Raw genomic sequence first — 14,436 nt, 5'->3', positions numbered from 1 at the left:
AGCCAGGCTTCCATCGCGTGGATGCCTACAATCCAAACTATCAATTTTACCAGTGTCACGTACTGTTGCATCCATCTCAGCAGTCGGGGCATATCGATCACGCTAGAGTTTCCAGGCCGAGACGTGACTCCGCTGATGCGCGCAGCCGATCAAGATACGAGTCACGCTGCAACTTCTTCTTCGACCTTGCGAACGTGGTCCGAGCACTCAAAGCGATGCCACCCGGAGATCACGGCTTGTCCGCGACTGCTTAATCGACCGCAGTTTGGGCATCTGGTGCATATCTTGCTTAGCGAGAAAGATAACGTAACTGAACGCCTGCCTTTGGAACGACGCGCCGGCTCTCGGAACCGTCTTCAATCGGACACGGCAAAAATGATGAGTCTCGCATGACGCTGTCGCCTCTCAACGACGCGGCGGCTCACATTCGAGTATATTCGGGAAGGAAGCGTCATGACCACCATGGCAACTGCGGCGCCCGCGCGCGCGTCGCAAGCTTGGTATAAGATTCTCTACGTCCAGGTGTTGATCGCGATCTTGCTTGGCGCCATGGTCGGTTCCCTATGGCCGTCCGTCGCGACCAGCGACTGGGTCAAGGCGCTCGGTGACGGGTTTATCAAGCTCATCAAGATGGTGATCGCGCCGATTATTTTCTGCACCGTCACATCTGGTATCGCGCATATTCAAGATGCGAAGAAAGTCGGGCGCGTCGGCGTCAAGGCGCTGGTCTATTTCGAGATCGTCTCCAGTTTTGCCTTGCTGTTGGGCCTTGTTATGGGCAATCTGGTCCAAATCGGCCATGGCCTTGCGGTCAAGCCGGATGCTGCGGCGGTCGCAAATTACGTCAAGCAGGCGGAAGCCTCGAAGACCGTCGATTTCTTTCTCAACATCATTCCCGATACCGTGGTCGGCGCCTTCGCTCGCGGCGATGTTCTGCAGGTTCTCCTGTTCGCGATCCTATTCGGCTTTGCGCTGATGGCGCTGGGAAACCGTGGGGAGCGGCTGCGCGGCATGATTGACGACGTGGCGCACGCGGTGTTCGGCGTAATCGCAATCATCATGAAAGCGGCCCCGATCGGCGCCTTCGGCGCCATGGCCTTCACGATCGGCAAGTTCGGGCCGGCAGCACTCGGCAATTTGATCGGTCTGATCGCGCTGTTTTACGCGACGGCGGCGCTATTTGTGGTGGTGGTGCTCGGTTTGATCGCGCGCCTCGTCGGCTTTTCAATCTTCAAGTTCATTGTCTATATCAAGGACGAGATTCTGATCGTGCTCGGCACTTCGTCCTCTGAAAGCGCGCTGCCGCAATTGATGGAGAAGCTCGAGCGGCTGGGCTGCTCCAAGCCCGTGGTCGGCCTCGTGGTGCCAACTGGCTACTCCTTCAACCTCGACGGCACCAATATCTATATGACACTTGCGACATTGTTCATTGCCCAGGCACTCGGGGTCGATCTCACCTTTGGCCAGCAGCTCACGATCCTGCTCGTGGCAATGCTAACGTCGAAGGGAGCAAGCGGCGTCACCGGCGCGGGCTTCATCACGCTCGCTGCGACGTTGTCGGTGGTCAACCCAGCGCTGGTGCCGGGCATGGCAATCGTGTTTTCGATCGACAAGTTCATGAGCGAGGTGCGCGCCCTTACCAACATCACCGGCAATGGCATCGCCGCCGTGTTCGTATCCTGGTGGGAAGGCGAGCTCGAGCACGCGACGCTGCAGGCTCGGCTCAACGAGCCCACCACTATCGACACTACAAGCACAATGAGGTAGGTCCCGAATCTTAACCGCCGCCATTCGAAGACGCCTCGAATGCAAGCGCAGCCACATCTCTCGTAATTCGAAGCGGCACAACCGACTTGACACAAGTCGGAACTTTCTCGCGCGATCTCCAGTTGCGCCTTGCTCCGCGTTGCGCCCCGGCAGCCGCCCCTGAAAAGATGTCGCACGCGAGCAAAAGAGTGGGAGCTTTTTTAACAGTCATTTTCAAGGGCGTTTTTCGCCGTCAAGGCTCCCGGCCATCTGAACGCTTGTGCACCATTTTGCCGAGCAAGTTAACAGGACTGCGACAGAACGTGTCCGGCCTGACGGACCTAGCTGTTGGTCCGCCTACAAATGCCCATATGCGTGGTCACCGCATTTGCCTCGCCCGACCAACGACGTGGTAGCGATCTTGCTGACGCAACTCGTGATCCGTTGCTAAGGTGCGCGCTGCGCATCAGACCGTGATGGGTGTGATCAGCATGGATTAGATGGCACCTCGACGGAGCCGTGGCGGCTCGCACGCGGCTAGGGTCGGTTAGGCGTCACTGTGCGCACTCGGTTCCGGCTAGCCACTCGAGACAAGTCCTCCGCACCTACGCGTGACGGCCTGAAGGTATAGGTAGCAGTCGCGTTACTTCGCCTTCGTGTCTCGGTACATGACCATTGCGCTTTCTTCCGCATGACCGATCGTGCCGGCGTGATGAGTGGTCCGGAAGCTTGTCCCTCTTCTTTCCGGGTTCGGCGAGGTGCGCCTGATTGTTTTGCCTCAACGTCTTGGCTGACCTGCAGCCGCTGTCCTCGTACCGCTGGCTTAAGGGGGTTGTCCTCGGCCGCATCCTCGAGCGCCTGCCCGGAGGCTATCGGCAGCGGAGGAAAGCAGACATCTCAGCTTCGATTGCAGGCGTGTCAGCCTGCGCCATATTGGAAGGTTTAGGACAACTATACGTATGTCTGTGATGCGTTTTTTCTCGGCGCGTGCTCAGTACAGCAGCAAGCAATCGATCTCGGAACCGCTCACCAGCGGGTCTTGGTACCGAGGATTGCCCCATTTTTGCCTAAAATGTTATAGCTCTCCCGCCGGAGAACAGGCCGGACGGTATCAAAATGCGTAGCCAGATCAGCAGTTTAAAATGTTCAGCCCCTCAGTTTACCTTCGGCAGCATAACGCTGGCCGTGGTAACACTGGCTTGCTTGTACCTTCAGGCGCACTTTGCCGCGACGGCGTTCGCCTATTTGTTGGTGGTATTGCTGTTTTCGTTGATGGGCAGCTTCATCGCGTCGTCCGCGCTTTGCATCCTAGCCATCGTTGCTCTCGCTTACTATTTTGCGCCGCCGGCGTTCAGCCTGCGAATCGATGACCCCCAAGATCTTCCGGTGGTTGTTGCATTCTTTATTGCCTCGATTGTGGGAACGCACCTGATCGGAAAGCTCCGCCAGGAAAGAGAGGCTGCGCGTGTGGCTGCGGCCAAGCTTCAGCGGAGTGCGGCCGATTTGGAGGATCGCGAAAAACGGTGGCGCGCAATCTTCGAGCACAATCCGGCCATGTACTTCATGGTCGATGAAGCCGGCACTGTCCTCAACGTCAATACGTTCGGCGCGACACAACTCGGCTATGCTCGTGCTGAACTGATCGGTCAATCCGTGCTGGGCGTATTTCTTGAGGAGGATCGCGCGTTCGTTCGCGAATGCGTTCGGACGTGCCTTGCGGATATCGGACAATCGCGCACGTGGGACGTCCAGAAAGTCAGGAAGGACGGCTCGGTATTGTGGGTACGTGAAAACGCCAAAGCCATGCTCTGGGCCGATGACCAGCCCATTGTCCTTATAGCCTGCGAAGATATCACGGAGCGAAAGCGGACCGAACTTGCCCTGCAGCGGAGCGAAGCACATTTGGCCCAGGCGCAGGAGTTGAGTCATACAGGCAGCTTCAGCTGGAACGCCACTACGGGCGAGGCCTTCTGGTCAAAGGAAACATTTCGGATTTTCCAATTGGATCCTGAGACTGTCCCGGGGCCGCAGCTCGTCGTTGAGCGCACTCATCCAGATGATAGGGCTTCGGTTAAAGAAACTATCGATCGAGCGATGCGAGACCCGAGCGATTTCGAGCACGAATACCGGTTGCTACTACCGGACGGCTCGGTGAAGCACATCCATGCGCAGGCACGAGCCACGAGAACTGCCTCTGGTGACATCGAGTTTGTTGGGGCAGCTACGGATATTACGGCGGCGAGGCGAGCAGAACAGCAGCTGCGCCGCAGCGAGGCCTACCTGGCCGAAGCCCAGCATCTCAGTCACACGGGCAGCTGGTCCTGGGACGTCTACGGTCTAGATTTCGTGTATCGCTCCGCCGAGGTCGATCGTCTGCTTGGCTTTAGCCCACAAGAACCGGTATCGATAGAGACCATTCGATCGCGCATCCATCCGGACGACTTGCCGCGGCTGCAGGAGGTGCAGCGCCAGGCGATTGAACACAAGGAGGGGCGGTTCGAATATGATTTCCGTATCCTTTTACCAGATGGCGGGATAAGGCGCATACACTCCGTTGCGCACGTGGTGGTCGGCAGCGATGGTAACGTCAGCGAGCTGATCGGAACACATATGGATGTCACCGAGCAACACGCAGCTAGGGAACGCCTGGAAACCACACTTGCCGCGCTGCGCGAAAGCGAACAGCGCTTTCGCGACTACGCCGAAACAGCGTCCGACTGGCTCTGGGAGACCGGGCCGGATCATCAGGTCACTCACTTGTCCGAGCACACCAGCGCTGCGGGAATTTTGGCGACAGGATTGATGGGCCTGCTTCGCTGGGACATTGCGTGCGACGTCGAAGAGGAACCCGAGAAGTGGCGGCAGCATCGGGCGACGTTGGAGGCCCATCTCCCGTTTCGGGATCTCGTCTACCGCACCGTGAATCGGACAGGATCTCCGATCTACGTCCGCACGAGTGGCAAGCCGTTTTTCGATGGAAACGGCAATTTTCTCGGCTACCGTGGCGTCAGCACTGACATCACCGCTACCATTCGCGCCGATGAAGCCGAACAAGAACTACGAAAGGCACAGGCGGAGCTTGCGCATGTGACGCGTGTAACGACGTTAGGAGAGCTGACAACTTCCATCGCCCACGAAATAAACCAGCCACTCGCCGCTATTATCAGCAACGCCGATGCGTGCCTCGGTTGGATGGGTCGCGAAGCTCCTGATCTTTCCGCCGCGCGCTCTTCGGTGGAGTGGATCATCGAAGACGCAATCCGGGCAAGCGAGGTGATCCGTCGTGTTCGTGCACTCGCGAAGAAAGGGGAGATTGAGATGGTGCCGCTCGATATCAATGAGGTCGTTAAGGACGTCATTGGGCTGGTAACACGAGAGCTGGCGAGCCACCGAGTGACGTTACGAACCGAGTTGACGGCCGCGCTGCCTACGATCCTCGGCGACCGGATTCAGCTACAACAGGTGATCATCAATCTGGTGATGAATGGAATCGAAGCCATGGACGCTGTTACAGACCGGACGCGCGAACTGCTGATTCAATCATCAAAGAACGACATGGGGCAGGTGCAGCTTGCCGTGACCGATTGCGGCGTCGGGGTCGCCGAGAACGACGCGGACCGCGTCTTAGATCCCTTCTTCACCACCAAGTCGAGTGGCCTTGGAATGGGTCTTTCGATCTGCCGGTCGATCGTGGAAGCTCACGGAGGGCGGCTGTCAATGGTCCACAGACATGGGCCGGGCGCGACGTTCCAGTTTGCCCTACCATTGCATAAGGAGGTCGTCTCGTGACAGGACGCTTTGACTCGCCAGGTGAAGGCAGCAATGCCGAGGCCTCGACAAAGGCGATCGTCTTCGTCGTCGAGGATGACATCTCCATGCGTCGCTCGCTTACGAACCTTTTTAAATCGGTTGGGTTGGACGTCGTTGCATTCGGATCGGCCCGCGAAATGCTGCAGAGCGCAATTCCGGACGTTATTAGCTGTCTAGTTCTTGATGTCCGGCTGCCAGGCTTGAGCGGCCTTGAGTACCAGACCGAGCTCGCGAGGTTGAACATACATATTCCGATCATTTTTATTACCGGCCATGGCGACATTCCCATGACCGTCAGGGCCATGAAGGAAGGAGCGGTCGATTTTCTCAGCAAACCGTTTCGCGATCAGGAACTGCTCGATGCCGTGGTTGCGGCGACCGAACGCGATCGCAAAAGACGGGAGGCTCAGCAGACCGTCGCGAACCTGCAGTCTCTATTTGAGACCTTAAGCCCGCGCGAGCAGGCGGTGATGAAACTGGTCGCTGCCGGCCTGATGAACAAGCAAGTAGCCGCCGAGCTTGGGCTCGCCGAAATTACGGTCAAGATCTACCGGGGACACGTCATGAAAAAGATGCGTGCCCGGTCGCTGGCCGACTTGATCAGAATGACTGAGACGCTGGGAATTCGCGCCAATCGTCCTGAACAAACCCAAGTATGATTTTACAATTTCGTCACTCAAGCCCACTTTTCGCCGAAGGTGGCTAATGCTTGCAGCCGCTATTCCCGCGTCAGGAGGGCTCGTCTTGTCCACGCCTTTGATTTCCGTCGTTGACGACGACGCCTCAGTCCGTGCGGCGACAGAGAACCTTTTGAAATCGCGTGGCTACATCGTCCAAATATTTGCGTCGGCCGAGGAACTCTTGCGGTCGCCGCAGTTGAACGAGACGTCGTGTGTCATTACCGATGTGCAGATGTCGGCTATGAGCGGCTTGGAGCTGTTGGCAGAGATGCGGACGCGTGGTTACGACGCACCGTTCATTTTCATTACTGCTTTCCCCAACGACCGCGTGCGCGCATCAGCCCTGGGTGCCGGAGCGATTGGCTTCCTTGCCAAACCCTTTGGCGGACAGGCGTTAATAGAGTACCTCGACACCGCACTGAAAGCGTCTGGCGGCCCGGGCGGTATCTGAGGCAATCAACCTGCAGCGCTTGAGTTCATGTCCGATCTAAACGCTCCATGCGACGACGATCACGCCACCGATCAACCTCTTCGCGGTCGGACACGCTACTTGCTCTAAAATCAGGCGAGCGAGAGGCCAATTGTTGCCTTGTGGATGCCTTACCGACATCGCCGGGCGGCTACATTGGTGCAGAACAACCTTATCGCTGCGAGGGCGCCGGAGGGCACGCCAGCTCGACTCATTCTGCAGGTCGACGTTCAACGTAATGCTCACCCAAAGCAATCGACGACCCTAAGCACTTCTTAACTCCGTCTGGATCGAGGCTATATATTCCATTGCAGAGCGGAGCTGGCTGAGAGCGCTCGACAAAGCAGGAGATTGGCTGTGCGCAGCCCGACTGCAGTGACCACGCCAACGGAGCTTCGCCCAGGACAACCGCCTCACGTCTTGTGTTGAGGCTGTTCTGGTGAAAGAGCTCTGCACGATGCTCTGCTCACGACGTCGTTATGTCCGTTGACGCATGCCGGCCAGCCTTGTCCATCGGGCCGCCGGTTCGCTGTGCGTTTCCTGCCCACCGACTCACGCCACGCGCCCACGCCCTTACTACTTCGTAGGCGTCATCCGTAGAAGACTTCTGCCTCCAAGCAGTCCAAACTGCTCCGCGCAGCACGCCCGGCCCCTGGGCGGCCGGGCGCACTTTGGCGGCACCCCATGCAGGTTCTCGCCGCAGCGAGCATTGTCGCAATTGCCTTGCGCAGTGAGCCCCTACTTCCAAGGCGCAAACGGATCAGCAACCGCTAAGCCAAGGGGCACTGTGGGGGTAGTATTCTGAGCCGACTCAGAAGAACTCCCAGCCGAAACGCCAATAAACGCAGGGGAGCCCGGAGCAGGCTAGATGGGCCTACTCCATGGGGCCATATCCCGGGACCCCGTGGTCACATAAAATCATCCTCATAATCGTATGGTGAGGAGCTCGCTGGGATCTCGGTATCACTGCCTTCACTGTCGTCATCTTTGGAAAGATACCCAGCAGTGCCTTTTCGCTGCCATTCGCCGTCGCTATTCCTTATCCACTTGTCTGACTTCTCTGGGTCGAGAACCATGTTGTCGGCGTCAACCTCGACGAACCCCAACTTTGCCGCACGTGCTCTTGCTTCCGCATTAGCTGGACGCAAATTGAGCAGCGGCCGTTTGCCTTCCATTCGAAGTTGATGCTCGAGCAGAATATCGCCAGCGTTCTCGACTAGCGGATGAACGACCTGAAGATCTACGGTAGAGGTCGTCCCGGATCGCCCAGGAAACAGCTCCTTCCACCTTTTGACGTCGAACTTCGTCATGCTGTCGCCGCCTTCCATTCTTAGAAGTCCGACACTCTTGTTGCCCAATTGGTAGCTGAAGTATCGCGCATTCTCGGAATCTCGGGTTGTCCCGTAGTCTTTGGCAAGTTCTGCAGTTCGCTTTGCCTTGGCGGACACGAACTCGGAGTACTCTTGGGGGTTGTCGGCGATGTACTTGATTTCGTCGTCATGATAGGCCTCCGCGGCTTTTCGGAATGACTGACGATCGTTGAACTCCATTATGGGAGGGGTTGAAACGAGCGAATACGGTCTTGTTGCCGAAGATGAACCGCCACTCGAGCCAGATTCGGCTAAGCGCATATTGGCGAACGCATCCGCAAAGATGTCGGCGTCGATTTGCTCATCACTTTCGGCAAAGTGAGAGGATTGGAAGTAGGACGAGCCATTGATCCGATTATACATGGCGATTGGTGCTCCCGTCGGACATACATTTCCGCATCTAGTTTAGGCTTGTTAGGCCCAGCGGCGCTGATAGGGAGCCTGGCTTACCAAAACCTGACGTGGCTGCCCTCACGCTGGCTTGTCATAGAGCTTCCTTCTGAACGACACGGCGGCACGCTCGTGCCATCATCAGGTTTGATGAGAGGCCGCGAGCACGTCCGAGGATGCTCCTCCATTAGAAATCCGGTCGATCGATGATTGACCTACTGACGCCGGAGATCCGCCGGACCGCCTCATGTCCGGGTTTTCGTTTCGACCTTCCCGTGGAGCTCGCGGACGAGCCGCCTCCCATAGTTTTGGCCGGATTTCAGACTTTGACCAACGATATCGCCTGCGCCGGAAACGCAATCTAAGTTCGACTCGTGGAAGCGCGATCCGCGCTTTCGGCGTCAACGCTCATTTATCCAAATCCGCATTTCGCCTTCGCCGCGGTTAGCCCAGCTGAACCACGGAATGAATGTCAGCTGCTGCGCTTCTAGTTGTCCAGGCACTTTGTCGTACTGATAAAGCGCCGTTTCTTCAGAATGCGTGTGTTGCAACCGTGCCCCGTTGGCTTGCAGCAAAATCTTGCCGTTAAAGAGACCAGTTCCTTCGATAAGGGAAAACCGGCTGTCTGCATGAAGCCAAACGTTGTGTAACTCGGTCCCGTTGTCGACTTCCTCCAGACAATAAATTAACGGGCCACGCTGGATGGCCACCTTGCCGGCCAAATTGCGAACTTGTGGATGGCCGTATACGCGACGCACTTGCATCGGCAGCGATAGTGTGACGCGATCTCCCTGCCGCCATGTTCGGCGAATGTGCAAATAGCCCTTGCGCGGTTCGCAATTCACAGGCTCGCCGTTCAGGCTCGCCTGCGGCGAGCTGCACCATTCCGGCAGGCGCAGGGCGAGCGTGTGGGCAATTGGCGGCGCAGATTCGACGGCGATTTCCACCTCGTCTCTCCAGGGATAGCTGCCGCTTATGAGCAACCGCAGCGCATGTCCGTCGACGGATATTGCCACCTTATTACCAACGTAGAGATTTACATAGAGCGCGTCGGTGCGGGGCGTGTAGATGTAATGACCAATCGATGTGAAAAGGCGTGCGATGTTCGGTGGACAGCACGCGCAGCCAAACCAGCGTCGTCGCACCGGCGAGACATGATTGTAGATGCCATTAAATCTCAGCGTTTTGGGATGCACTTCGAGCGGGTTAACATAGAAATAGTGACGCCCGTCGAACGCGATACTGCCGAGAACGGTATTGTAGAGTGCGCGCTCCATCACGTCGGCATAGCGACCGTCCAGTTCCATCTCCAGCATACGGCGCGCGAACATCATCAGGCCAATCGACGCGCAACTTTCCGCGTACGCCGTATCATTTGGCAAATCGTAATCGCTGCTGAACGCTTCGCCGGCGCCTTGCGAGCCGATGGCTCCGGTAATATAGATCTGGCGCTGGACCATGTTTTGCCATAGCTGTAGGCAAGTTTGGCGCTGCTGCTCGTTCTGGCGCAGACGCGCGAGATGAGCTACTGCCGTCATGAGGTATACAAAACGAACCGCATGACCGGTTGCAGTCCGCTGCTCCGAAAGCGGCAAGTGCGCTTGGCTATACGCTTTGTTTTCTATCATCCAAGGCGTGCCGTCGGATTTGTGGACGCAGGATTGCTGGCGCTTCTCGTACTCAATGTTGTAGAAGTGTGGCTCCGTGCCGCGTTGCTCCACGAAATAATTGGCTAGCGTGAGATATCGCTGCTCCTTTGTCGCTTCGTAGAGGCGTGCCAACGCAAGTTCGATTTCCGGATGGCCATCGTAGCCGTGCAACTGATCGCGCTCTGGGCCGAAAACTGTGCCGAGGTGGTCAGCAAGCCTGCAAACGACCTCCAGCAATCTCCGTTTGCCAGTCGCGTGAAAGAACGCGACACCCGCTTCAATCAAGTGGCCCGCGCAATAAAGTTCGTGGTACTCTGCTAGGTTGGTCCAGCGCTCCTGAGGCGAGTTCAGTATGAAATAGGTGTTGATATAGCCGTCGCCGCATTGAGCGGCCGCAATCAATTCAATCAGCTCATCGGCAGCTTTCTCCAGGTCTGGATTGGGTGTCTGGCATAGCGACCATGCAGCCGCCTCAAGCCATTTTGCGACGTCACTGTCCTGAAAAACCGTGCCATGGAACTCGCCCCTCGCACGTCCGGCGGCAAGGCGGAAGTTCTCCACCGCGTGGCTCCGTATCGCCTCGGGATTGCGATCGTTTAGCACCTCCCATTGGTAGGGAATTGCCACTTCCCTGACCAACTGCTGGCATCTCCCAATCAGCGGATCCGAGACCTGTAGGTTGTGAAGATCGACTTCGGCCACATTCCGATCATTCATCTCGTTCCTCCTTAGAGTGTGGCGAACGGACACCTAGCCTGGCATGCCACCTCACCACGACGGCGTTGTTGAGGTTGTGGCCCTGAGATTTGCGGCTGCACACTCTTATTCTCGGTGCGAGCGTTCAAACGCTAGAAATGGAGAGGCTGCCCTAAGGCGCAGCACTCCCAGACATGCGTTGACAGCAGTCGCGTTCGAGGAGCGGGACAGCAATTCCCGTGCCGAGAATGAGGAGCGGTTCTTCTTTCAACCATATCTGCGGCTCCGCGGTATGAGCCCGATGCGATCGCTGGCCCACCGACCGGATTTGCCAGTCGTGCTAAATCCCGCGTCGCTGGTCGATCCTCCTATACGAGCGGGTCGGTTGTCGCTGGGCCAGATAATGGCCAATAGTACTCGCCTGTCGCATCTACAGCGGGCGCGCCGCGTCCTTCCGGTGCGGCGAACCATCTGCTATTGATTCTAGGCCCTGGAACTTGCGCGGGAATGTCCGGTTTCTAACAATCCTTTTGATGACAGGTAGCAGGTGGGAGGGCCGCGGTGGCGCGTGTGGCCCAACCGGATTGAATGAGCCGCTGCTACGCGCGATCTACGGAAGAAACTGGACGCTTATCCTAGCAATCGTCCCGGGGTCGAAGTGCATGCTCAACTTGCCCGACATGGAGCGGATGCTGGCAATCGGGAAAAGTAAGTTGTCGCGCGTATGCGCTTCCAGTGAATAAGCCGCGACGGAGAGGCCCGAAGCCGTCTGCACCGACTTGCTCGCCGGCTTCGGCAAGATGCGAGGATGAGTTAGAGATATCTTTTGTGCATCGAGCTTCAGGCTGATTTGGCCCTGCAAGGCAGATAGCAGGCTAGGTAACCAAGAGCCGACTTGGATCTCCCAACTGTCCGTAATTCGTCGTTCGTGAAGAACGGCTAAGCCATTGAGCTAGAGCCGCATTTTGTCGTTGTGGGCTGGTTTGCGAATGCAGGGTTGGTGCACCGGGCATCGGAGCCTTGCAATTTCATTTCGGGATTCCGTCGAATCGCAGCCTTGATTCCGTCGTCGCATCGGAGGTGGCGATGCGACCGAAGAAGCACAGGACGAGGGGATCGGGCGATCTGTTCCGGGCCAGGCTGAACCAGATCATCAATATGAAGCACGCGCTGCTTCAGCTCGCCGGCAAGGTCGATTGGGACTGGATCGACGGCGAGATCGCGCCGCTGTACAGCGAGAACGGCCGGCCCGGGATCGCGACCCGCTTTGTGATCGGGCTGCTGCTGCTCAAGACATTTACGGCCTGTCCGATGAGGGAATGTGCGAGCGCTGGCTCCACGACCCGTATTTTCAGTACTTCACCGGCGAAGAGTTCTTTCAGCACGCCTTCCCGCACGAGCGCTCGGACCTGATCCACTGGCGCAAGCGGCTTGGCGACAAGCTGGAGCTGTTGCTGGCCGAGAGCCTGCGGGTGGCGCACGAGGCGGCGCGTTACGCAATCAGGACCTCAAGCGGGTCACGGTCGACGCCATCGTGCAGCCGAAGGCCTCGACACGTCGCGGCCCCTTATGGAATGCGTGGATTGGATCCAATTCGGCTACGCGTGCTCGCTGACTGGCGGCGAGCGGCCCAGCGCAGGTCGGCGCAGCACTCCGGGCGCGATCCCGCCGCCTAACACAAGCTCGTTTTGAAGTGGCGAGCCATTCCTGCAGCAACATACTCAATGAGCTCAGTAGTCACCAGGTCCGGCCTCGCCCACAGCGACTATTCGGCAGCCGACCCCGGGCCTAGATTAAGGCGTTCGAAGTACCAAGACGTGTCATCGCCGGACGACTCTGTCTCATCACTTGCTTCACTCGAAGCTCGCTCGATTCTTGCCTGAGCACCACTACTCTCGGCGGCGAGATATCCTTCACGTTTGCCTACCCGTTGCCATTTACCTTCAGCGTTATGCGTCCACTTGTCGGGATGCTGGTGAGGATCAAGCACCCAGTGATTCTTATCACTCACAGGAACAAAGCCCATCTGAGCCAGACGGGGCTCGATGCCTGGCAACGCAGGTTTTGACATAATCAATGCTCGCTCGCCGTCCTCCCGAAGCTGATGCTCCAGTAGAATATCGCCAGCGTTCTCGACGAGCGGATGAGTAACCCGAAGATCTACTTGGGATGTGACGGCGTTTCGACCGGGAAACTGGGCGCTGAATCGCCTTCCTCCTACCCGAAGTCCGCCTTCTGTTCTCAGAAGCCCAACAGTTTTGTCACCCAATCGATAGGCGAAATATCGCGCCTCGTCCGAATCTTCGTCGGTGTGACCGTGGGTTCTAGCAACGTTTGCTGCGCGCTCAGCTTTTGTGGATATGAAATCCGAGTACTCCAGTGGATTATCGGCAATGTGCTTGATGTCATCGCTATAGAAGGCCTTCACTTCTTCCCCGAAGGTATCCATGTCGATCTCTTCGATCGGAGGTCGGGAAACTACGGAGTACGGCCGTGTCGCTGCTTGAGACGAACTTGGGCCAGCATCGGGCGCCATGCCTGCAAGCCTTTCCGCAAAGCCCTCGTCATCTGAATGCCTCGATTCATCAGCCTGGGTAGCGCTTGTGGATTGGCTGGATGAGCCAACAATTCGGCCATACATCGGATCTCTCTCCTGTCGGTACGGTTGGGGGTGCTGAGCTCGCGCCGCTCGAGCTCTACCGACGATGGTAAGAGGTCTAGCTGACTATGAGCTGACGCGCCTAGGTTGAGCATCTGTCGCGCGCTCTTGTGAAGAGGAAGCTAACGCGTCGTCCGTGGAGAACGGCTAAGCGATTGAGCTAGAATCGCATTTTGTCGTGTGGGCTGGTTTGCGAATGCAGGGTTGGTGCACCGGGCATCGGAGCCTTGCAATTTCATTTCGGGATTCCGTCGAATGGCCAGCCATGATTCCGTCGTCGCATCGGAGGTGGCGATGCGACCGAAGAAGCACAGGACGAGGGGATCGGGCGATCTGTTCCGGGCCAGGCTGGACCAGATCATCAATATGAAGCACGCGCTGCTTCAGCTCGCCGGCAAGGTCGATTGGAACTGGATCGACGGCGAGATCGCGCCGCTGTACAGCGAGAACGGCCGGCCCGGGATCGCGACCCGCTTTGTGATCGGGCTGCTGCTGCTCAAGCACATTTACGGCCTGTCCGATGAGGGGGTGCGAGCGCTGGCTCCACGACCCGTATTTTCAGTACTTCACCGGTCCAGCGATGCCGCCAGCGTCATCCTCTCCGCCGTCGGGCATAACTTCCGCCGCATCCTCGCCTGGCTGAGGACTCTTTGGCGTCTCTTCCTGACCACCATCATCGCTGCCCTCAGCGACCAATCACCGCTGAAATCGTTCTTAACGGGCGACTAATTCCCGATTGTTATCGACCATTCCAGTCGAATGCCAGGAAGGTAACGCTCGCTGCCATTGGTGTCCTGACGTGATGACGCAAGCACGACGGAATCTGCTCTTTAGCTGGATGGGTCTATGATTGACCTGTTGATGTCGGGATCGTTCTCCTTCTGAGCTCGCCCATGCCATAGTGACGTCGTCGTCTCGCCGCTCAGCGGAGCACGGCCTGAGTCGCGCAACCATACGGCAGCTACAA

Annotated in this window: 9 protein-coding genes and 1 pseudogene; 7 read left to right on the top strand and 3 right to left on the bottom strand. The window is 57.6% G+C overall.

Annotated features, from left to right (window positions below; genetic code table 11):
• Positions 1-453: 453 nt before the first annotated feature.
• From dctA to BLV07_RS06820, 4 genes are all read left to right on the top strand, one after another.
• Positions 454-1,767: a C4-dicarboxylate transporter DctA gene (gene dctA / locus BLV07_RS06835; protein ID WP_091881588.1), complete on the top strand. Its 1,314-nt coding sequence runs from the start codon at positions 454-456 to the stop codon at positions 1,765-1,767.
• Between the two features lie 1,095 nt (positions 1,768-2,862).
• On the top strand, positions 2,863-5,535 hold the full coding sequence (locus tag BLV07_RS06830) for a PAS domain S-box protein (protein ID WP_091881583.1): 2,673 nt from the start codon (positions 2,863-2,865) through the stop codon (positions 5,533-5,535).
• Positions 5,532-6,215, top strand: a complete 684-nt coding sequence (locus BLV07_RS06825) for a response regulator transcription factor (protein ID WP_091881579.1) — start codon at positions 5,532-5,534, stop codon at positions 6,213-6,215. Before BLV07_RS06830 ends, BLV07_RS06825 begins: the two co-directional genes overlap by 4 nt.
• Before the next feature lie 46 nt (positions 6,216-6,261).
• Positions 6,262-6,687, top strand: coding sequence for a response regulator transcription factor (locus BLV07_RS06820; RefSeq protein WP_091881574.1), 426 nt, complete (start codon positions 6,262-6,264; stop codon positions 6,685-6,687).
• 926 nt (positions 6,688-7,613) lie between these two features.
• Here BLV07_RS06820 and BLV07_RS06815 read toward each other — a convergent pair.
• Positions 7,614-8,438: an Effector protein NopP gene (locus tag BLV07_RS06815; RefSeq protein WP_091881570.1), complete on the bottom strand. Its 825-nt coding sequence runs from the start codon at positions 8,436-8,438 to the stop codon at positions 7,614-7,616.
• Between the two features lie 428 nt (positions 8,439-8,866).
• Positions 8,867-10,831 (bottom strand): glycoside hydrolase family 127 protein, encoded by a 1,965-nt coding sequence (locus tag BLV07_RS06810; protein WP_091881566.1) that lies wholly within the window; start codon positions 10,829-10,831, stop codon positions 8,867-8,869.
• 1,065 nt (positions 10,832-11,896) lie between these two features.
• Here BLV07_RS06810 and BLV07_RS06800 point away from each other — a divergent pair.
• Both BLV07_RS06800 and BLV07_RS50275 read left to right on the top strand, forming a co-directional pair.
• Positions 11,897-12,223: a transposase gene (locus BLV07_RS06800; RefSeq protein ID WP_502689896.1), complete on the top strand. Its 327-nt coding sequence runs from the start codon at positions 11,897-11,899 to the stop codon at positions 12,221-12,223.
• On the top strand, positions 12,130-12,486 hold the full coding sequence (locus BLV07_RS50275) for a hypothetical protein (protein WP_502689890.1): 357 nt from the start codon (positions 12,130-12,132) through the stop codon (positions 12,484-12,486). The genes BLV07_RS06800 and BLV07_RS50275 overlap by 94 nt, the downstream gene beginning before the upstream one ends.
• Before the next feature lie 89 nt (positions 12,487-12,575).
• On the opposite strand, the gene BLV07_RS06795 is transcribed toward BLV07_RS50275, so the two are convergent.
• Positions 12,576-13,346 (bottom strand): host specificity protein, encoded by a 771-nt coding sequence (locus BLV07_RS06795; protein WP_502689895.1) that lies wholly within the window; start codon positions 13,344-13,346, stop codon positions 12,576-12,578.
• A 417-nt stretch (positions 13,347-13,763) separates the two neighbouring features.
• Here BLV07_RS06795 and BLV07_RS06790 point away from each other — a divergent pair.
• A pseudogene (locus tag BLV07_RS06790) lies at positions 13,764-14,043 on the top strand (transposase); the annotation flags it as partial.
• Positions 14,044-14,436 lie beyond the last annotated feature (393 nt).

The sequence above is a fragment of the Bradyrhizobium sp. Rc2d genome, from assembly GCF_900099855.1.
Classification (GTDB): Bacteria; Pseudomonadota; Alphaproteobacteria; order Rhizobiales; family Xanthobacteraceae; genus Bradyrhizobium.
Note: the sequence above shows the minus strand (reverse complement) of the source record. Positions and strands in the feature narration are given on the sequence as shown.